A 19,857-nucleotide genomic window follows, 5' to 3' on the forward strand; every position below is an offset into this window, starting at 1 on the left:
GGAACCGACGGGTGGGTTGGAGCGAACAGGTTCCCCGGTGAGCAGTCGATGGGAACTGCTCACCAGGGACCTGTGCGTATGGTCGCGTAACCAACCTATTGCAAGCACATTTTGTCGAATAGTCAGTGCTTGTTGAGGAAGCTGGCGAGAGTGTGGTCTCCGCTCTTGACGACCTCGTACAGGCGGGACTCCAGGTATGCAGCCCCGCCCCCTGCGTCGAGGCTGCAGGTGTTCTTGTAGAGCCCACTGGTGTTCGAGAAGACGGTGCACGTCCAGCGGTAGTTGCCGGCGGCGAGGTAGAGCTCGCGCTGGGCTTCCGCCCAGCCGATTCTCGTCGTGCCGTTGTCGGTCGACACGGTCCAGGTGTAGTTGCCCGCGGCCAGGTAGATGTCGCGGGTCATGTGGGCGGCGCCGGGCATGCTGGGGTAGCTGGCGAGCCAGAGCGTCCGCGTGAGCGGCGCCCAGCTGGCGAACGCCGGGGTGGCGGCCAGGACGGCGGCGCTGAAGGCGGCCGCGAGCGCGGTGAGGCCGCGCGCGACGATGCGCCTGGAAACCATCTTGGATATCTTCATCAATTCCGTCCGAAACTGTTGCTGGTGATTCTGGGTCGAAGGCGTCGAAATTTCGACACCGGTACGATCGCGCCGCCGGCAGGCGTGTCGACATTACAGCATGATGATCACGGGATTCCCTGGTGACGGCCCTTACCGCACGTGGCCGACACGCGCCTCCAGCGCCGAGACGCACATAGAATGCGACAATCCCGCAATTGACCGTTTTGCACCGAATGACCGAGGGTCGGTGCGGTGCAGTTCGCGGTTTCCGGGAAGGCTTCCGCGCTGCAATTCCCATTCTGGTGCGGCTCGCTGTTTTCAGGGTGGCGGATGCGTGGGATAACCTGCTTGGCCTGCACGGGTGTTCAGGTACTCAGGCAATTGCTGTCGGCCGGGAATTGAATGGCCAGCGTCAGTGAGCCATTTCCAACCTGCCGGCGTGGCCGCGTGCTGTGACTGAGTGCTTCGTTGCCGACTGCGTCCGGACGAAGCCACTGAACTTGAACTCGTGATGTCGGTCGACTCGTGGTTGGGCATCAACGTCCGAGACGCTGGGTGTTACCGGCTCGGGTTCAGGACGATGGCTGTAGCCAGCGCCGCGCCGCGGAGAGGTTCACCTCGACGTCATCCCTCCAAGAGCAGACCTCCAGCCATGAGAGGTAGCCGCCTTGCGCGAAGACCAGGACCTCGCCAGGGCACTCGCCGGTTTCGGTGAACAGCTGTACGTCGGCAGCCACGACGGTGCCGGGGCCGGTTGGCGCGGGCTCCACCGCGTCGGTGTCAAGGCCGAAGTAGGCAGTGCCGCACCCGCACTTGCAGCGGGATTGCACCCTGAGTTGGGGCACCTACCGTCGGAGGGCAACGTGAATGGGCTCGTCCGGGTTCAGGACGAGGTCAAGCACGTAGGCTATGTCCTCGGGCAGACTTTCAGTCATGCCGCCACCGTAGCTGACCAGCAGCTTTGGGCTTCGACCAATTTCGGGTCCGTCGACCCGACGCTCACAGGGCCAGGTCGGTGCTGGCGAGACAGCCGTCGACGACCTCCGGCCTGTACTGCAGCATCTTCAGTTTGCGCTTCACGGCGCGGGTGATCTGGCCGAGGTCGGCCGCAGCAAGGTTGCAGATGTCACGCTTGACCAGCGACCAGACGCCCTCGGTCGGGTTCAAGTCCGGGGCATAGGCGGGCAACTGGAACACAGTGAATCACTCGGCGTTCGCATCGATGAACTCGCGCATGCTGGCCGTCAGCTGCAGGCGGACGTTGTCCCAGACCAGCACGATCGGTCCGCCGAGCTGGATGCGAGCGCGGACGATCAGGTCGCGGAAGTCGCGCCAGCCGAAGCCCTTCGGCTCGTCCTTGCGGCCCCGGTACTCGCGGATCGCGTAGATCAGCCGGGACCGCTGGCCCGGCTTGTAGCAGGCCATACCCCCCATCGACACGCGTCCCGAGCCCCGGCCCCTCACCCTCACGACGGGGGTCTGGCCGATCCGGCCCCAGGTCCTGGCGCGCGGCGGAGTCATCGACTGCCCGGCTTCGTCCTCGAAGACGATCCAGGCCCGGCCGGGGCCGGGGCCGGGGCCGGGGCCGGGGCCGGGGCCGGGGCCGGGGCCGGGGCCGGGGCCGGGGCCGGGGCCGGGAGAACGATAGCCGCACAGGCACCGACAGTCCGCAGCCTAGTCAGCCCGGCGTGGAGCAGCCTTCCGCCGGAACCGTCTGGTCACCTGACCTCGACGGTCACCTTCCATGGGGCGATCAGAAGGGGACAAGAAACGCTCGGGTCGGGACGACAACTGCGCACCGCGGAGACGGTGGCCGTGCCCTCGCTCTCCGCCGTGAGAACCGCTGTCGCGTCACCGTTGGGCGTGGTGCGGCCGGCGGTGGCGTGCAGGACGTCCGACGCACTCGACCGTGGGATCTCCCAGGTGTAGGTCAGGCCGTCCTGGCGGTACGCGCTCAGCCGGATCTCGACGTCGTCACCGACCTGCACCGCCATGGCCCGGCCGCTGTCGATGTTGGTCAGCACGGTCCGCCCCGCGAGGTGGGCGGCGGTCACCACGACGGGAGCAGCGTCGGCCACCACCGGCACGAGGGCGGGCGGGATGGCAAGGGCGAGGGCGGCCGCAGCACGGGCCAAAGGGAGCATCACCGGGCCGGTTCTACCAGACCGCGCCTGACCTGGAGAACGCCTGTCGGCCGATCAGAGGGTCAGGTTCACCTGCTGAAACGTCACTGCATCAGTAGCGGTCGGCACCGCCTTCTCCCCACGGGATCTTCACGTGGGTGAGGACGGCCACGCGGGGGAGACGGCAGACCCGCGGGTGGTCAGACCCCCTGTTGCCGACGAGGGGGCCGGACCCACTTCGTTTCCCGGTCGGGAGGCGGCCGCCAGGTCCCTGCCACATCACGTCACGGCTTCGCGGTTCGGCTCCCCCGGACACCGCGACCCGACCGGGCCCATAGCGGCCCGCCGCCCTGATGCCCGGCGGCTCAACACGCCCAAGTAGCGGCAGGCTTCCCCGCGCCGCCTGCCGCCGGCTGCATCGACGGCCGCTCCCCGGCCGGGGAGCGCCACGGGCAGCCCGGAGTCAGTCCCCACCCGAGCCGGGCGGAGGCCGAACGTCCTGAAGTCCAGCCGAAGTTGGGCTGCGGCCGGTCGCGCGTGCTGCGCTCGGTGCACCACCCGGTGACGCCCAGTGAGCGACACCAAGTCGTTCACGAGCCGGTCACGGCCGAAGAAGAGCTCCCGATCACCCGGCTCGAAGCGGGACAGCCCCCGGTATGGCGCGGGCTCCGCGTCCTCGCACCCGGCGGGAACTGAAACCAGCGGCGGTCGCGCAGCTGGGCCGGCTGCAGCCGGTCGCGGCGGGCCAGCGGGTCGTCGGCGCGCAGGACCGCGTCAACCGGATCGACCCTCGGCGTACACTCCGGGTCCGTTGCGGACTTGGCGGCGGTTTCGTCTCTGGAAGAGCGTTGGGTTTCCCGGAACACCCCCGGGGACGGTGGGACGCCGTGGGACGGCCGGGACGCGCATCTGCGGCACGTACGTTCTGCCGCAAGGCGTCCTCGCCGTCCCTCACGCCACAAGGAGATGTCCATGCCCGCGAAGCGCATACGCTCTGCCCTCACCGGTGCCGCCCTCGCCCTCGGAGTCCTCGCCGCCACCGCGTCACCGGCAGGAGCCGCCGGCCCGCCCACCACCTACGGGAACCTCTGCTACCAGGCTCACGTCCAGAACCTCGGCTGGCTGAACTGGCAGTGCGACGGGCAATGGGCGGGCACCAAGGGCAAGGCCCTCAACCTCGAAGTCCTGCGCATCCACATCAACGGGTACTGGACGGGATGCTTCCGCGCCCACCGCAGCAACTACGGCTGGGACAACAGCCTTCAGTGCGCCGAGCACGGCCGCGACATCATGATCGGCACCACGGGCATGAACACGGCCATCGAAGCCGTCGAGTTCTACGCCCCAGCCGACCGCCGGGCCGGCGGCCGCGCCCACGTCCGCAACATCGGGGACGTCGCCGGTTCGCACCCGGGCGGCGACATGAGCCACGTCGTCGTCGGAACCGAAGGCCGGGCACTGCCCATCGAGCAGCTCTACCTCGTCATCCAGTAGCGCCCTGCGGCCTCGTCCTGGCAGGCCTGCGACCGGGCCCCGGCCGCCGGCCACCGGATCGGCACGGTGCGGGCGGCGTGGACGAGCCGGGGCACCCGGCGCCGTGCGCGAAGGCCGAGGCCAGAGCTTCGCCTCACGGGGTGGTGTCCCGGCCCGGAAGGCGCTGCGGCTGGCGGACCTCGCTGGTGAGGAACGTGTGGATTTCGGCGGCGAGGTGGCGCATCTCCTCGCCGGCCGCGTGCACGGTGGTGGTCGTGAAATGCCACTCCTCGGACGGGGGCCGGTCGCGGATACCCCACGTCAGGTGGACGTAGCCGCCGGGGCGGTGCTCCGCCGACAGAGTCAGATCGCGTTCGAGGGAGCGCCAGGTGCGCTCCCCTTCCCAGCCGCGGAAGTCCTCGGCCAGCGCGGAGAGGAAGGCGTCGAGGCCGTCGCCCTCCCAGGTCCGCACCAGGGTCTCGACGCGCACCCATTGCCCCTGCGCCGTCACGAGGAAGTCGAGCGTCGATGCCCTGCGGGATGTCCTCCCTTCTATTGATCAGAAACGGCTCGGGTTCTCATTGACATGAGGGGTCTTCACCGGGGTCGCCTGATCCGCCTCGATGGTCCTGGCCGCCTCGGCTGCTTCCCGGAAGGTGACGACCGCCTCGCCGTTCTCCCGCGCCCATGCGGTGAGCATCCTGATGGGCTCCTCCAGGGTTCGCCCGAGATCGGTCAGGCCGTACTCCACGCGCGGCGGCGCCTCGGCGTACGCGCGCCGCTCGACGAACCCGTTGGCTTGGAGCCGGCGCAACGTCTGGGTCAGTACCTTGCGCGAAATGCCACCGCTCAGCTCGACCAGCTCGCCGTGGCGCAACGGGCCGTCAGTCAGCGCGAAGAGCGTGACCATGGACCACTTACTGGCGATGATCTCCATGGCCAGGAGAGCAGGACAGTCGGCGAGGAAGGCAACTCCGGGTCGCAGGCTCATGCCCCGAAGGTTACCTGGAGGTACCTGACAGCCGCCTATCGTCGTCGAGGTGCGCACGCCCCCTTACTCGCATCTCGCACGATTGAGGTTTCAGCCATGTTCGTCTCCCTTGCCGTCGTCACCGTGTTCATGTCGGCGCTTCTCCTGGTATCGGCCGGGGCCAAGTCGCTGCGGACGCGGCACATCACCGAGCAGATGTCCACCCTCGGAGTGCCGCAGAGCATGATGGCTTTCCTGATCGGCGCTCAGATCGCGGGCGCGGCCGGTGTGATCGCCGGGCTCTGGTGGGGACCCATCGGAATCGCCTCCGCGATCGGCCTGACGCTCTATTTCGCCGGCGCGGTCGCCTTCCACCTGCGCGTCGGCGACCGCAAGGGCGCGTCTCCGGCGGTGGTCCTCACTATGGCCTCCGTCGCCCTGATCATGCTGCGTGCTGCCACCCCCTGACAGCGGACAGCCGGTATGACGCTGGCCTTGATCGTGCTGGGTGAGGTCGGTCTCCGATGAGGACGGCCACCGTTGATCATCGTGAGTTGTGTCGACAAACGAAGATCAGCCGGTGGCCGTGGGCCACAGCGTACTGATCAGAAACTCATGGGGTCCCCGTCCAGGACGTAGCGGACGTGGGGGCCGCCGAAGTAGCCGCGGATGATGTGTGGCTGACGCTGACGTTTGCGGAAGAAGCGGCGGGTCTCGGCGGCGAGTTCGGCCTGGTTCCGGGCGCGGTGCTGCTTGGGCAGGCTGTGCTTGAGGTCGGCGTTGATCAGCTCGTCGGGGTTGAGTTCGGGCGAATACGGGGGCAGGAAGTGCAGCTCGATGTCGTCGGGGTGGGCGGAGAGCCAGTTGCGGACCTTCCTGGAGCGGTGAGCGGGGTGCCCGTCGACCACGAGGTGGACCTTATGGCCGAAGTGGCCAGCGAGCCGCTGAAGGAAGCGGCACATCAGCTCGGCGGTGAAGTGCCCGGTGAAGACCATGAAGTGCATCCGGCCCCTGGTGCTGATCGCCGACATCGCGTTGGCCGAGAACCGGTTTCCGCTCCTGCGCACCACGGGCGTCCTGCCCTTCTCGCCCCAGGTGCGGCCGGTGACCTGGTCGGAGCGGATGCCGACCTGGTCGGCGAAGAAAACCTCACCTCCGTCCTTCCTCGCCTTCGCCCGGATCGCTGGCCAGGTCTCCTCGTGCCAGCGATGCACGGCCCGCGGGTCCTGCTCGACGGCACGCTTGTCCGGCCGCTGGAAGGACAGACCCCACCGCTTCAGGTACTTGCCCACTCCCGGTTCGGTCAGCCGCACCCGGTACAGCTTCACGATCAGCTCGCCCACCAGTCGCCGCGTCCACAGCTGTCCGCTCAGGCCCACGTCACAAGGCCGGTGATCTAGGATCGCCTGCCGCACGGCGGCCTGCTCGGTCTCCCCGAGCACCTGGTGCACCCCGATCGGCTTGCCCCGCGGCTGCATGACCAGCGCCTCCCGGCCACCGGCCAGCCACTTCGCCCACCACCCGTCGACGGCCTTCGCGACACCCCGAACACCGCCGCCACGTCCTCACGGACCCGCCCCGCCACCAACGCGGCCACCGCCCGCAGTCGCAGGGCCTCCTGCGCCGACGGCGACAGATGCCGCGCGTCCCCCACCAGATCGCTCACACCCAGCTCAACGACCCAGAACCCAAACCGTTTCGGATCAATATGACCCGACACAGCACGCTTTGTGATTGCAATCGTAGAGAATCCGATGGACGTCGAAGGGAATACAGTATTCCGTGAGCCGATATTGGCCGCTCCACATGTGAAGGATCACCCACACAACTGCGACCGAGAGGGCAGTGACCCGGCCTTTTTGGGTCAGCCGACGGAATGCCCACGTTCTCTGAGCGCAGCATTCTGGTCACCCTCGCAGAATGATCTAGCCGCTGGGGATACGCGCGATTACTGTCTCCCTCGCATCCGGTGACACCAGGTGCGACACCCATTTCAAGGGAGAGAAGTGAAAATCAAGCTCAAGGCTGCTCTCGTAGCCGTGTGCGCCCCCGCCATCCTCGCTCTCGCATCGGCGCCCGCCCACGCGCTGCCCGGCTGGGATCTCACCCATACAGACGCTGATATCGCAGGCACATGGGCACGCGGTGAGTTCTGGAAGGGGGGTGACGGACGCTGGTACATCGACGGCAACGTCAGGGACACCCTGAGCGACGGCAAGGGCGCCGCCCTCCGCCTTGTAGCGCTTTACAACGACGGCGGAACCCGTCCGGAGAAGGTGTGGAACCAGCTCGGACACGGCAAGGACAAGCACTTCGCGTTCAATTTCGCCGGGAACATGAAGAGCATCTACCTGCAGGAGTGCCAGCTGGTGGTAAAGGACCCCGTGCGTAAGATCGTCGACTACGGCGAATGCGCGAGCGTACATTTCATCGCCCGGGATCTCTGATCGAGATTTACTGCATAGCGCCGGGTGGGCGGATGCTGTTTTCAGAGCATCCGCCCACTAGGGTCTCTGCGCCACTGCAAACATTCGGCAACGACCACGCACAGCATCGTCTCGCAGCGGGTTCCGCACACCCGAGAGTCGCAGAGGCCCGAGCCGCCGGCGTACAGCGGCAGGTGGGACTTCCGGGTAAACCTGCGCGGTACCGGCCGACGTTCGGCTCCAACCCACGCGGTACGCCCGCCTGATGCTCGCCTGCCCTGACTCCCCGATAGAGTCCGCGAAGGTGGGCTTCTGATCGTGGTGATGTGGTGCCCTTCCAGTCTGTGGGCAGTGCACGGGTTCCCGTGCCGGCGGGCACTGGCGAGGGGGGCGATGGGTGTGCGGCATGCGGATTACGTCGAGACCGTGCGCGGTCACGGCTCCCGCTTCCGGCGCTGACGTGGGAGCGGGCGGGGACCCCGAGCTCTCGCACACGGCCCGCGGCGTCGCGTCCGGCCGACCCGCTCGCTGCGCTGGAAGATCGTGGCGTGCGTCGCGCTCGCCACGATCGCAATGGCGCTGAGCATTGGGCGTGCTCGCGCACCGGACCGGACGATAGGGACCGCACGGCGCATCCGGCACGGCGGGCTGGACGCACGCACCGGCGGGCGGGCCGGGAAAGACGAGATCGGAGAGTTCTCCGCCGTCGACCAGTTGGCAGACGCCCTCCAGGAGCGGCTGCACAACGAGCAGCGCTTCACGGCCGACGTGGCACACTCCTGGCAGTCTCACGGGCGGACACGGGCGCGGAGAAGCTCGAGGCGTATCCGGTGCCGCTCGGCGAACCGGTCACGGACTCAGTGCGGCGGGCCGGGGCGGACGCCCGGGTGGACGTGACCGGCAAGCCGATCGTGCGCACGGACCCGCGCCGACTGGACCGCATCATCACGTGACCTGCCCACTCACGGGGCTCGTCCTGTGATGCCTTGGCCGGGCATCGGGGGCCTGATCGGCGACGGTCGGACCGATCTCGCCGCGTGCTCTCTACAGCAGCCGGGAGACCGCATGGGCGAGAACGTCCACTGCGTCGCCGTCGAAGTAGCCCTCGTGCGCAGGCTCGGCGAGTTTCCGGTTCATCTCGTTCAGTCGCCTCCGCACCGCGCCCGGCGCGCCTCGCATGGTCATCGTGCCGTCCCTGATGGGCCCCCCGAAGCCATCACCGTCCAGCAGGATTCCTTCTGCCCCGACGTAGATTCGTCTTGAGGAGCCGCTGTCGGTGCTGTAGCCGAACGGCCATGCCCGGAGCTCATCCAGCTGCGTCACCGTTGTGGTCGTCTTGTACCTGTAGAAGAGGGTCGGGGTGTGGCTCACCTCCTCGTTCTGTACCCGAAGCCGGGGGGCCAGCGAGCGGGACCGGGCCATCGTGGCGTACAACGCCGCCAGCGTTCTCGGGAGACTGTTGAACAGCCATGCGGGGCGCTGGCCGGCCACGGCCGAGATGATGTCCGGGCCGAGGGTCTGGTTGTAGTTCTCCAAGTCGGTCCAGCCCCGGCGGGATGCGAGCCGGTGGACAACGCGTTCGATCGATCCTGCCTCGGTACGGAGCAGATGGCGTGCGACGGTCGGCAGAGCCACCTCGATGGCGTCCTGGTAGCACGAGGGACACAGCAGCCCGTGCCACTTGGCCTGTGGCTGCTCGCCCGCCTCTGCCAGCAGGTCCCGGACCGTGTGGGGGTACGTCCGACACTCCCGGCGGCAAAAGGCCTCCCCACCAACCACGCAACGTCCCACACCCTGTGCTCCGCACGTGCAGTAGTCCATGTCGCATCCCCTCGTGAAGGCCGCCGCGCAGCGGAACGGGCTCGTGCCGGGACCTGAGGACAAGCCCGCGCGCAAGCCAGGCAGGACGGGGCTGACACGGACGGCGCAAGGCCGCCATTCTGCCGTCGCAGCCACCCTGCCGGGGCGCGTTCCCCGACCTGCCCTGCACTGCCTCAGACGTTCGTACGCTGTTCCGCGCTCCCCCACACGTCGTCCGTAGAGGCCCGCTCTGGATCCGCGGTCCCGGACTCTGCGGCGCCGCTGTCGGCGTTCAGGCGATCGCCGACTTCGTTCGGCGGCGCTTGTCGTCGATGAGCGGCAGAGCGCGTCGGCCTCGGCGGACATGAGAGCGTCGGCGCACGTTTTGATCATCGCGTGCAGCAGATCGGGGCTCGCCGGGGCGAGGTCGTTCTCCGCGAGGCTTGCAGAGGTGCACTGTCCGGTGCGGTCATCGTGCTGATTCCCTTCGTGACTCGACGTCTCGAAGATCAGCCGGTCGCCGTTCGTCTATGCGGGCGTCGCCATGATGCCGGAGCAAACCCCCGGAACAAGTCGAACGGCATCACTTCCCAGGACGCAACCGGCAGAACTATGACAAGACATACTTCTGCCGGTGAAACTGCCTGGGCCGCCCCGTTCCACTCCGTTTGACTGAAGGGGCACCGGGCGGAGGGCCTGCCCCGGCCCGGCGCACAGTTCACCGCTCGTTTCCCCAGGAGTACCTTCCGCATGAGGCTTTCTCTGCCCTCCCGCCGGCTCATGAGCCGCGTCCTGATCTTCACCTTGGCACTCCTGGCCACCGTCGGCCTGACGCAAGGGCCGGCCCCGAAGGCCCACGCCGACCCGGAAAGGCGCTGGACCCGCATCGACTGGGACATCACCCATCTCGTGCCGGGCACCAGCAGCTGGTCGGCCGGCAACGCCTACGACTCCATGCTGGAACGCCTGCGCCGTACCGTCAGCCATGCGATCATGCCCAACTTCCCGCACAGCGCCACCATCCGGCAGACGGGTTACTACGTCGAGGTCGCGCTGATCGACCACACGGAGGCCAACAGCCACCGGCTCTCACTGATCCTCGAGGCGAGCAACCTGTACGTGGTGGGCTACTTCACACCCCGGGGCAGGTACATGTTCCGCGACCTGGACTCGGCTCCGGTGCGCGCCGCCTACAACGCCGTGTTCCCCAACCACCGCCTGGGTCAGAACGACTTCCATTCGCTGCCGTTCGGGGAGAACTACAACAGCTTCTCCGATCCGGCGTGGCGGGCGAACGACTCCTTCCTGGGGCTTCGCCGCGACATCAACCACCTGGTCAACATGCCCGCGCAGGTTCCGGGACAGAACACCCCGCCGGCCTTGGCGGCCGGCCGGGCACTCACCGCGGTGGTCGCGGCGGTTGCCGAGGCGGCCCGCTTCCGGTGGATCCAGAACCGCATCGGCAACACGATCCGCTACGGCCACGACAACGACGAGACCGGCCCGCAGACCACCCTCGGTCCCTTCGGCAGGGACCTCGAAAACGAGTGGAGGAGGCTCTCCGCGATGCTGGCGGCCAACCTCCACAACCGGCCCGCCACACACGTCACGATCGACGGCCGGGTGTACCGCAACAGCACCGACGTCGAGCTCGGGAACGGCCGCCGCGTGCCGGCCCTCGGCCTGGCGGTCGCGCTCGGCTCCCAGTTCTGACGAAACCTCCGGTCCCCCGACCCCGCGCCACCCGCCCTGCGAGTGCGCTACCGGCCCGCCCCCTCCCACCTGAGGGGGCGGGCCCGCCGCTCCCCTTGCGCCCGAGTACGGGCCACCGCCCCCGGCCCGCCGTCAGGCATCCGGCAGATCGCGCCCTCGACTGCACCCTCCTCCTGCCCGCCGACCCCCGGCATTGACCGAGGACTTCGGCCACCTGTTCACCCGGCACCCCAGGCGGTCCTCACACCCGGCTCGGGGTACTCCCGCGATGCCCGGCACCACACCCGGGGCATCTCCGGCCTCATCGCCGCGTCGTTCAACGGCAACGACGCGCAGGCCGTGCCCGACCCCTGTACGAGCCCGACGGCATCCTCGCAAGCGTGGGGAGCAGAGGAACGGGCCTGCGACGTACGCGGCTGGGGCTGCGTTTTCACTCACTTCCATACGGCCCGGCATACAAGCCTTCATCCTCCTGAAACGAATGGCGATCAAGTTCGTCGGGGAATCGATCGCGCGCAGCAAGTCCTCGGCCTTCGCAGGCTGGTTGCGCGCCTCGATCGGGCCGGGCGCGAGCCCTGAGGAGGGGCCGGGCGGCGGCATCCCCGCGGAAACGGGAGCGCCACTGTGTGGCCTCGGTGGACGAGACGGCGCAGCCGGCGCCGAGATCGTGGACAGCGGCCGGCAGCCGCGGCACGGTGGCGGCGGAGTGGACGAGGGCGGAAGAGCAGTGGAGCGGAAGGGGTGGTCAGACTTTGGGGAACGAGATCCGGATCCGGTAGCGCTTCTCTAACTTTGCTATTTTTAGCGGGAGTTGGGCACAAATCTTCGCGATTTCGGCGGCATGAGAAGCCCTGAACCGGAGGGCAGCCTGGGCACGCAATGGCTGCCGGGCGGCCTCCACCGGTTTCATGCAGGCCGCGTAGACGCTCCCGAGGCTGCGGGTGGCTGTGGCGTCGGCGGCCTGGAGTCGCTGGTCGACCAGGTCGAGGAAGGCGTTCTCATCACGCGCCTCCACCTGGTGGGCGGTGAGGCAGTCGCCGAGTCCGGCGAAGGCCTTGCGGACGTCGGGGGTCCGGTCGACCGTGGAGATCTCCGCGAACCAGGCCGACTGCAGCGGGCCGTATACCTGCACGAGTTCCTGCCCGACCGAGCGGCCCCGGGCCAGGCACGTGCGGAGCCGGGGAGCGGGCCCGGCCGGCGTGTCGGTGCCGGATCGGGCAGTGGGCGGCGTGCCCGGTACGACGCCGTCACACCTGACAGCCCGGGGTGTCTTTTCGCTTATCGCCTGCTGCGGAATTCGCAGCGGTCCGTGTCGTGGCGAAATCCCAGGCGCCTGGAGGCAGTTCACCGGAGATCGATGGCAGGTGGATCAGGTGGCGAGCCGGGCCCAAGGCCCCCTGGCGCACGCTTCCGTGCAGCAACGAACCCACCCGAGGCGTCGACACCAGGACCGCGCGGATGGCCCGCCCGATGCACGACGAGCAGGCCTCGCTGCTGCGCCGCCACGTCCTGCTCGGATCACACCATCCTGATACCACCCCGGATGTGACAGAGCGGATGACCGTACAGAACCGCTTTCCACGGACCCTCGCCGCGGCGTGCCGGCCTCCGTCGCCCGCAGCCAGACCACGGCGGCCCTCGAAAAAATGGATTACCTATCCGGATATGTGCTAGCGTCCGGAGCACTAAGTGGATGATCTATCCGCTTGGGTGTCACCGTGGAGGAGCACATGAACATGAAGAAGACAGCAGTGGTCACGGCCGGAACAGGGGGCATCGGCCTGGAGACGGCGCTGGGGCTGGCCGCTGCCGGTCTGGCGGTCACGGTCGTCGGGCGCAATGCCGAACGTGGAGCCAGGGCCGTTGAGCGGATCAACGCGACGGGCCCGCTGCACCCGGCCCGGTTCCTGTCCGCGGACCTCGCCTCGCTCGACCAGGTACGTGCGCTCGCCCGGACGATCGCGGACGACCACGCCGCCTCGGGGGAACCCCTGACGGTGCTGGTCAACAACGTCGGGGCGATGTTTGCGGAGCGCCGGACACTAGGCGGTGCAGAGGCGTCGTTCGTCGTCAACCACCTCTCGCCCTACCTGCTGACCGAACTGCTGCTGCCCACACTCACCGCCGGTGCGCCCAGCAGGATCGTGAACGTGACGTCGGGAGCGGTCGTCATGGCCAAGCGCGTGTTCGACGCCGTCGAACCGCCGGGCGGCTACTACGGCTTCCACTGGTACGGTCGCGCCAAGCTCGCCAACCTGGCCTACACCCTGGACCTGGCCAACCGGCTGGACGGCACCGGCGTATCGGTCTTCGCCGCCGATCCCGGAGGGGCCGCGACCGACATGACCAACGGCACCATGACCGACCCGAAGATCGTCTCGCCCGCCCTGCGGCTGCTGTGGCCCCTGGTGCGCCGCACATTCGAACGCTCGACCTCGGGACCGGCGTCCGCGGCGGCCAGGCCATCCATCACGGCCGCCACCGAGGAGACGCTGACGGGCCGGACCGGCATCGTCATCGGCGCCCAGGCTCACCCGGTCCCCCCGCACCGCGCGGCGGCCGACCCCCGCGTCGCCGAAGCCGTACGCCGGCTCAGCGAACGGCACGCGCCGCTCACCCCCGCTTGAGCGCCGTACGCCCGGCACTGCCCTGCGGGTAGCCGACGGAGGCGGACCCATCCGGATGGACCATCCGATTAACATGCCTCCATGACGACGCCTCTACGCAAGGACGCGGCCCGCAACTGGCAGCGGATCGTCTCCGTCGCCCGCGATCTGGTCGACGAGGGCACACCGCTGCAGCTCAACGACGTCGCACGGCGGGCAGGGCTCGGGGTCGGCACCGTCTACCGGCACTTCGCCACGCCCGAGGCGCTGCTGGAGACCGTCGCCGCGCCGTGCCTGGAGGCCCTGGCCGCCCACGGCCGGCAGGCACTGACCGATGCCGACCCCTGGCGCGGTCTGACGGGCTTCCTCTTCCGCACGGTCGAGGCGCAGGTCACTGACGCTGCCTTGCCCCCCGTCGCCGCCGCGGCCACGGACGCCCTGCCGCGCACCACGGAACTCAAGGAGTCACTGACGTCGGCCGGCGCCACCCTCCTCGCCCGGGCCCGCGATGCCGAAGCGGTCCGCTCCGACCTCGCCGCCGCCGACCTCGTCCCGCTCATGTGCGGCATCGCCCACGCCGTCAGCGTCCACGGAGGCACCCCCGCCGACCGGGTCGAGACCGCACACCGCTACCTCGCCGCCGTGCTCGAAGGCGTGCGCACGATGCCGCGGAGCGTGTAAGCGACCGGCCCCCGCCGGCGTCGCCTGCGCCTGCCGCCGGGGCGGTGGGGCCGCGGGCCGCGGGACTCGTAGCTGTCGGTCTCGCAGCACCCGTCCTGAGCGGGACGGACGTCGATTCGGCAGTCCGGACCGCGCATTCCCCACGCCTTCGCCGGGCGGCCGCCGCCGGCCGTGCGCGTGTGGGCCGAGGCCGATGCAGGCCGAGCACGCGTCGAGCGGTGCGCCGGGCCGGCGGGAAGCCGGCCCCGCGCACAGTCGGCGTACCTGTCTCCGCCCCGCTTGACCGGACGGTGCAGGCGGCCTGTCCGTCACCGTGCGCTTGCCGCGCAGCACGTCCTGAGCGGCCGGCGAGCAGCGAGCGCGGTCGCGGCGCCTCCGCGCCACCGACCCGGAGGTGAGCAGGCGCACCGGGACATGCAGGGCGGCCGCTCAGTTGGGCAGCTCCCATACGGTGGCCTCCAACCGGGTTCCTCCTTCGCCCAGCGGCACGCTGACGATGCGGACGTGCGCGGTACGGCCGTCGCTGGTCTGCAGGCACATCCGGTCGCCACGGTCGACCTTCTCGGCGCGACTGAGCGGCTGACGGTCAAGGGTGTCCAGGCACTGCTGCTCGGTGGGCTCCTTGTCGGAGGTCCAGCGGGCCAGGGCTTTGGGTTTGCCCGGCATGAGGTCGGGGGCACCGCCGTCTCGGCCGAGCAGGCGCAGGTCGTCGGTGGCGTCCCGGGTGTCGATCCACCGCGCGGCACCCGCGGGCGGGGCCGTGTCGAGCTCGAAACTGTAGGCGCTGTGGAGGGTTACCGGTCCGCTGCGTACCTTGGCCGGATCCTTGTCCGGCCCTTGGTGTGCGTCGTCTTCGGGCCACAGCAGGACTCCGGCGAGCGCCGCGCACACCGCAGCGGCGGCTGCGACCACCGCCACCGCGGGGCGGTGCCGACCCCGGCGGGAGGGGGTGGCGGCCTGCCCGGAGCCGGTCATCACCCACGTCCGGGCCTGCCACGTACGCTGCAGCACTTCGGTTGCCCGCCCCGCATCCGCTGCCTCCTCACCGACGAGCTGCGCCAGCAGCTCGGCCGCAGAGCCACGACGGCCAGGGTCCTTGTCCAGCGCCCGCTCGACGAGCTGCCCGAGCCTCCCGTCCAGCCCGCCGAGCCGTGGGGGCTCGGTCATCACCCGGTGGTGGATGGCGAAGACGTCGTCGCCCGGGAACGGCGGGGTCCCGGAAGCGGCGTAGGCCAAGACACAGCCCCAGGCGAACACGTCCGCGGCAGGCGTGACCGCCTCGCCCCGCAACACTTCCGGCGCCATGTAGCCGGGGGTGCCGGCGATCTGCGTGGGCTGCACGGAAGCGCTCATCCCGTCCAGCGCGCGGGCGATGCCGAAGTCGATCACCCGGGGACCCATCGGGGACAGCAGCACGTTGGACGGCTTCAGGTCCCGGTGGACGACCTGGGCTGCGTGGATGGCGGTCAGGGCCGCCGCCATGCCGACCGCCAGCTGCTCCAGGGCACCGCCGCGCAGCGGACCCGCTCCTGACACCAGCTCATGCAGGGTGGGCCCGTCGATGTACTCGGTGACGACGAACAGGGGGTGCTCGTCGAGCTGGGCGTCGAGGACCGGTGCGGTGCAGAACGGCCGGACCTGTCGCGCCGCGGTCACCTCGCGCCGGAAGTGGCGGGTGAAGCGCTCGTCGTCGGCGAGGTGAGCGTTGATGACCTTGACCGCTACGAGCTGCGAGGCGTCGCCCTGAGCCGCGAAGACGGTGCCCATGCCCCCGTGGCCGATGCGGCCGAGCACCCGGTACGGGCCCAGCTGTGTCGGGTCGTTGGGCTGTAAGGCGGCGAATGCAGGATGATCGGCCATGCTCGTCGGTCCCCCCTGTGACGTTGTCTCGCCAACCCTAGAAGATCCACAAGAATCACGCCGCCGGGTACGACCAAGACGATGTCACCCAGCTCAGGGCGGCTTCCGCATCGCGCGCAGATCGGGACTCGACGCGGCGAGGTCGTTCTCAGCGAGGGTGCAAGGGGCACACCGTCGGGTGCAGTCATCGTTGCCGATCTCCTTCGAGGCGTCGACCCTACGAAGATCAGCCGGTGGCCGTTCGTCTCTGCGGACACCAACCCGAGCGGGCTGGCTTCGTTTTGACGGACATCGGAGATCAGGGGCTCTCCCGGACCGCCCACTACGCCCGCCGCAACGGCCTCCCCGGCACCGCACCACCGTTCCCGGCCCGCACGCGGTGACCCGGCCCGACCTGGTGCCTCGCGACTTCCGGCCCGACCCCGCCGCCCGACCGGCCGGTGATCTTGCGTTGCGGCCGGCGATGCGCTCGCCGGCGTGGCCTGATCCGTCTCGGGTCGTGCAGCGCCAGTTCTGGCGACTGATCGCCACGGGGGTCACGACGGCCGAGGAGTCGACGGCGGTCGGAGTGTCGTGGCCGGCGGGCGCGAGGTGGTTTCGTCACGCCGGCGGCATGGCTCCGATCTCGTTGGCCGAGTCCTCGGGCCGGTACCTCACGTTCGAAGAACGGTCCACGGTTGCCCTGCCGGCCTGGATGTCTCGACGACGTCGAGGAACATCCCGGCGCCCGGCGCCACCCATCGGCGATGATGGCTCGGTGACCGAACGTCCGTCGGCCTGGCGTTCGACCGACCGGACAGGGGACGTGCCCGTGGTGGAGTTGGTGGGGAAGTCCGTGGGGCTGGCCTCGTTGGCGGCGCTCGCAGTGCTCGCGGCGTGCACGGCAAGCGGCGGCGACGAGGGGCCGAAGCGCGTGGGTGCCGGAAGTGCCGTTGACGCGGGGAGGGGATGTGAGCTGCCGGTCACCTTCGAGCTGGGCACGGTGTGGACCGTCAAGGACGTCCTGGTCCCACGAGGTCACGGCGGCTTTGGGTGGGATTCGCTGTGCGAGCTCGAAGCCGGCAGTGGCGGCGCCCGGGTCCGCCTGGGGGTATCGGTGCCCCCGGCAGGCCGGCAGGTCGGCAGCCCCCAGGAGGCCATGGACGACTACGAGGGAGTCACGATGGCCAACTACGGCGAGTACGAGAGTGACTGGCGCACGTCGCAGTTGCGGGTCGCAGGGAGACCGGCCGTGTCCCTGGACAGCTTTGTCATGCTCCCAACTGACGCCATCGCCCCCCACCGTGCGTTCCGGCTTGTCGTGATGCTCCCCAGCGGACCCCTGGCCGTGGAGGCACAAGGCGCCGAGAAGCCGGTCAGCTCGCTGATGGACACCGTCAAGAGCTCCATGAAGCTTCGCCACCACAAGGGGCCCTGACCATCAGCGGAGCCTCTGGCAGGACGAAGCCACGCAACCCGCCTCGTCGAGCGGCCCACCTGACAACCCGATCAGGGTTCTCCCGGGTCAGCCCTTCCCTCCAGAAGTGCCACGCCCTTCTCTGATGCAGCCTTGGTGCCGGTCGTGGAAGGCTGCCGCGGCGACGCCGAGATGGTGTGGGAGGAAGCTCGTGGCGTCGGCCCGAAGTGGGCCACCTCTCGACCGTAGCCGACCAGGAAGCGGTGCCGGCGGCGGTGACGAAGGCCGGCTGGTCTGGCAGGTGCCAGCGCAACACCTCCTCGCCGGTGTCCAGGTCCCATATGACAGCGGTGCGGTCGAAGCCTGCGGTGAGAGCGAACGCAACACCGTCCTGGCTTGAGAGGGCGGAAATCTCGGTCACGTTTCCTGTGTGCCCAGCGAGGACGTGGCGGCGGGTGCCGGTGGTCAGGTCCCAGACGTTCACCGCCTTTCCGGCTTCGGCGAGTGCCAGCGGGTCGCCGTTGCGGGCCACGGCAGCCGCGACGACATCGGCGCCGCCCTGCCCGGGGAGATAGTGGCGGAAGGCAGGGGTCTCCAGGTCGCACACGGTCACTGTTCCCTCGCCACTGCCGACGAGGCCGAGGAGCGTCCCGTCACGGTCTTTGGCCATCGCGATGGCCGTCGCCCACCAAGGGTGTGGGATACGGAGGTTCTGGCGACCGGAGGGGAAGGCCATGGCGGTGCCGTCGCGGCTTCTCGTCATGAAGACGGTCCTGCCGTCACGCCCCGCAGCCGCTGCCACCATCGTCACGGGCCTGTGCACCCGGCGCCCGGGGCCGGCTGCACGCCGCGTACGCGCACGCCGCCCGGCCCACCGCAGCGGCGAAGGCGCAGGCCTGGGCGTCGGCCGTCGAGGACGTCGCCCTGTCGCCGGCCGCCCGGCAGGCCGTCATCTCCGGTTTCACTCAGGCCGACCAGCGCGACCTGCTCGCGCCCTACACGGAGCGGTACTTCGCGGCCCTGGACGGCGTATGGCGCTCACGGGGCGCGGAAACGGCCCGGCAGATCGTCACCGGCCTCTACCCCGTCCTGCAAGCCGACCGGGAGACGATGGCCGCCACGGACGCCTGGCTCGCCGCCCACGACGCCCCGCCGGCACTGCGCAGACTGCTGTCCGAAGGCCGGGCCCGCACCGAACAGACCCTACGGGTCCGAGCCGCGGACGCGGCGGCGGCCGCGGCGGGGGCAACGACGGGAGGGACTGACACCCGGCCGCGTCCTCCCCTGACGGGCCGGCGCGCCCCGATCGTGCACGCCGCCACCGCCCGTACGCGAGGCGCAGACTCGCCCCTGCCGGGAGCAAGGGCACGAGCCGGCTCACGCCTCCGGGTGCGTGCTTACGCGTGTTGGTCGCGGTTGCCGGTCTGGAGGGGGCGGTTTCGGTTGCGGGGCCTTGCGGGGTGGTGCGGGCGAGGACGGTGTCGAGCCGGCGGACGGCGTTCTCCGCGTCGGTGAACTCCGCGTCCGTGGGGAGGACGGTGCCCAGCGCGTGCTCCCGGTCGGCGGTCAGGGCACGCCATTGCAGGACGGGGGACAGGGCGGCCGTGGCGCGGCCGAGGAACCAGCCTTCGCGGGCCGCCCCGCCCCCTGGGCATGGGCGGTCAGGGGCGCGGGGCCGCCGGGACGATGGTGAAGCGGTGGGCGGTTCCGATGGAGTAGGCCTTCTGCTCCTTGTCGGTGCCGGCGTGCGCGAGCAGGGTGGCGCTACCGAGCAGGGCGCCGGTCTTGAAGCGCAGTCGCATGGGGACGGTGGTCACACTGCCCGCGGCCACGTCCTGATATCCGAGCGGGCCGGTGGCCCAGCCGCGCAGCGCGCGGGCGTCCCACTTCTTCCAGGTCTTGCCCTCGCGGTACTGCACGTCGAAGCCGGTGGCCGTGCGGAGCTCCGAGAACGTGATCAGCGCGGAGCGCTTGACCTTGCCGAGGTCGACGGGGCCTTTGCGGTTGTCGAGGACGAGCTTGAACGAGTGCCAGGCGCCGTCGGCGGCGATCTCGGCGGGCAAGCCCTTGATCTGGAGCCGGATCGTGGCCTTGGCCGGAGCCGGCTCCGCCGTCCGCGCGGTCGGCGCGTTCTGCAGGTACTGCGGACCCTGCGCGTACTGGGGACCCTGTCCGACCGCCGGGGCGGCGAGGAACAGGACCGGCGCGACGGCCCCCGCCGTCACCACGGCTGCGGTCCGATGGAGAAACTTCAT

Annotated in this window: 19 protein-coding genes and 2 pseudogenes; 9 read left to right on the forward strand and 12 right to left on the reverse strand. The window is 69.6% G+C overall.

The features are described 5' to 3' along the window. Positions 1 to 122: 122 nt before the first annotated feature. The 4 genes and pseudogenes from LG634_RS21470 to LG634_RS38495 form a co-directional block, all read right to left on the reverse strand. Positions 123 to 557: a hypothetical protein gene (locus tag LG634_RS21470; protein WP_226735537.1), complete on the reverse strand. Its 435-nt coding sequence runs from the start codon at positions 555 to 557 to the stop codon at positions 123 to 125. A gap of 996 nt (positions 558 to 1,553) precedes the next feature. Then, positions 1,554 to 2,108: pseudogene (locus tag LG634_RS38560) on the reverse strand (transposase); the annotation flags it as partial. Between the two features lie 164 nt (positions 2,109 to 2,272). Then, on the reverse strand, positions 2,273 to 2,701 hold the full coding sequence (locus LG634_RS21480) for a hypothetical protein (RefSeq protein WP_226735538.1): 429 nt from the start codon (positions 2,699 to 2,701) through the stop codon (positions 2,273 to 2,275). A gap of 255 nt (positions 2,702 to 2,956) precedes the next feature. Beyond that, positions 2,957 to 3,379 (reverse strand): nSTAND1 domain-containing NTPase, encoded by a 423-nt coding sequence (locus tag LG634_RS38495; RefSeq protein ID WP_372482476.1) that lies wholly within the window; start codon positions 3,377 to 3,379, stop codon positions 2,957 to 2,959. A gap of 270 nt (positions 3,380 to 3,649) precedes the next feature. On the opposite strand from LG634_RS38495, the gene LG634_RS21490 reads away from it, so the two are divergent. Then, positions 3,650 to 4,171: a hypothetical protein gene (locus LG634_RS21490; RefSeq protein WP_226735539.1), complete on the forward strand. Its 522-nt coding sequence runs from the start codon at positions 3,650 to 3,652 to the stop codon at positions 4,169 to 4,171. A 133-nt stretch (positions 4,172 to 4,304) separates the two neighbouring features. Here LG634_RS21490 and LG634_RS21495 read toward each other — a convergent pair whose 3' ends face one another. Then, positions 4,305 to 4,706 carry a DUF6228 family protein gene (locus tag LG634_RS21495; RefSeq protein WP_226735605.1) on the reverse strand — a complete coding sequence of 134 codons (402 nt, stop codon included), beginning with the start codon at positions 4,704 to 4,706 and terminating at the stop codon, positions 4,305 to 4,307. 3 nt (positions 4,707 to 4,709) lie between these two features. Then, complete coding sequence (locus LG634_RS21500) at positions 4,710 to 5,141, reverse strand: winged helix-turn-helix transcriptional regulator (RefSeq protein WP_226735540.1); 432 nt, start codon at positions 5,139 to 5,141, stop codon at positions 4,710 to 4,712. A 96-nt stretch (positions 5,142 to 5,237) separates the two neighbouring features. Here LG634_RS21500 and LG634_RS21505 point away from each other — a divergent pair, with 96 nt between their 5' ends. After that, positions 5,238 to 5,588, forward strand: coding sequence for a DoxX family protein (locus LG634_RS21505; RefSeq protein ID WP_226735541.1), 351 nt, complete (start codon positions 5,238 to 5,240; stop codon positions 5,586 to 5,588). A 137-nt stretch (positions 5,589 to 5,725) separates the two neighbouring features. Here LG634_RS21505 and LG634_RS21510 read toward each other — a convergent pair whose 3' ends face one another. Then, positions 5,726 to 6,598, reverse strand: a complete 873-nt coding sequence (locus tag LG634_RS21510) for an IS630 family transposase (RefSeq protein WP_443729020.1) — start codon at positions 6,596 to 6,598, stop codon at positions 5,726 to 5,728. Between the two features lie 528 nt (positions 6,599 to 7,126). Here LG634_RS21510 and LG634_RS21515 point away from each other — a divergent pair. Further along, the gene (locus tag LG634_RS21515) at positions 7,127 to 7,567 is read left to right on the forward strand and encodes a hypothetical protein (RefSeq protein ID WP_226735542.1); all 441 of its coding nucleotides are present in this window, start codon (positions 7,127 to 7,129) and stop codon (positions 7,565 to 7,567) included. Between the two features lie 1,023 nt (positions 7,568 to 8,590). Here LG634_RS21515 and LG634_RS21525 read toward each other — a convergent pair. Beyond that, positions 8,591 to 9,367 carry a hypothetical protein gene (locus LG634_RS21525; RefSeq protein WP_226735543.1) on the reverse strand — a complete coding sequence of 259 codons (777 nt, stop codon included), beginning with the start codon at positions 9,365 to 9,367 and terminating at the stop codon, positions 8,591 to 8,593. A gap of 729 nt (positions 9,368 to 10,096) precedes the next feature. Between LG634_RS21525 and LG634_RS21530 the strand changes: the two genes are divergently transcribed. After that, positions 10,097 to 11,059 carry a ribosome-inactivating family protein gene (locus LG634_RS21530; protein WP_226735544.1) on the forward strand — a complete coding sequence of 321 codons (963 nt, stop codon included), beginning with the start codon at positions 10,097 to 10,099 and terminating at the stop codon, positions 11,057 to 11,059. Positions 11,060 to 11,804: 745 nt separating this feature from the next. Here the strand turns inward: LG634_RS21530 and LG634_RS21535 are convergent. Then, positions 11,805 to 12,191: a hypothetical protein gene (locus LG634_RS21535; RefSeq protein WP_226735545.1), complete on the reverse strand. Its 387-nt coding sequence runs from the start codon at positions 12,189 to 12,191 to the stop codon at positions 11,805 to 11,807. Between the two features lie 604 nt (positions 12,192 to 12,795). Between LG634_RS21535 and LG634_RS21540 the strand changes: the two genes are divergently transcribed. Continuing rightward, entirely contained in the window at positions 12,796 to 13,686 is an 891-nt protein-coding gene (locus tag LG634_RS21540) for an SDR family NAD(P)-dependent oxidoreductase (RefSeq protein WP_226735546.1), read from the forward strand. An 81-nt stretch (positions 13,687 to 13,767) separates the two neighbouring features. Continuing rightward, positions 13,768 to 14,346: a TetR/AcrR family transcriptional regulator gene (locus LG634_RS21545; RefSeq protein ID WP_226735547.1), complete on the forward strand. Its 579-nt coding sequence runs from the start codon at positions 13,768 to 13,770 to the stop codon at positions 14,344 to 14,346. A gap of 429 nt (positions 14,347 to 14,775) precedes the next feature. Here LG634_RS21545 and LG634_RS21550 read toward each other — a convergent pair whose 3' ends face one another. Beyond that, on the reverse strand, positions 14,776 to 16,206 hold the full coding sequence (locus LG634_RS21550; RefSeq protein ID WP_226735548.1) for a serine/threonine-protein kinase: 1,431 nt from the start codon (positions 16,204 to 16,206) through the stop codon (positions 14,776 to 14,778). Between the two features lie 394 nt (positions 16,207 to 16,600). On the opposite strand from LG634_RS21550, the pseudogene LG634_RS21555 reads away from it, so the two are divergent. Beyond that, positions 16,601 to 16,883 (forward strand): annotated as a pseudogene (locus LG634_RS21555) (hypothetical protein); the annotation flags it as partial. 134 nt (positions 16,884 to 17,017) lie between these two features. After that, positions 17,018 to 17,623, forward strand: coding sequence for a hypothetical protein (locus LG634_RS21560; RefSeq protein WP_226735610.1), 606 nt, complete (start codon positions 17,018 to 17,020; stop codon positions 17,621 to 17,623). Here the strand turns inward: LG634_RS21560 and LG634_RS21565 are convergent. Continuing rightward, the gene (locus LG634_RS21565) at positions 17,583 to 18,413 is read right to left on the reverse strand and encodes a WD40 repeat domain-containing protein (protein ID WP_226735549.1); all 831 of its coding nucleotides are present in this window, start codon (positions 18,411 to 18,413) and stop codon (positions 17,583 to 17,585) included. The two genes, LG634_RS21560 and LG634_RS21565, sit on opposite strands and share 41 nt — an antisense overlap. Positions 18,414 to 18,442: 29 nt before the next feature. Here LG634_RS21565 and LG634_RS21570 point away from each other — a divergent pair, with 29 nt between their 5' ends. Beyond that, positions 18,443 to 19,117, forward strand: a complete 675-nt coding sequence (locus LG634_RS21570) for an ERAP1-like C-terminal domain-containing protein (RefSeq protein ID WP_226735606.1) — start codon at positions 18,443 to 18,445, stop codon at positions 19,115 to 19,117. 146 nt (positions 19,118 to 19,263) lie between these two features. On the opposite strand, the gene LG634_RS21575 is transcribed toward LG634_RS21570, so the two are convergent. After that, entirely contained in the window at positions 19,264 to 19,857 is a 594-nt protein-coding gene (locus LG634_RS21575; protein ID WP_226735550.1) for a hypothetical protein, read from the reverse strand.

Source organism: Streptomyces bambusae (genome assembly GCF_020532645.1).
GTDB classification, from domain to species: domain Bacteria; phylum Actinomycetota; class Actinomycetes; order Streptomycetales; family Streptomycetaceae; genus Streptomyces; species Streptomyces bambusae.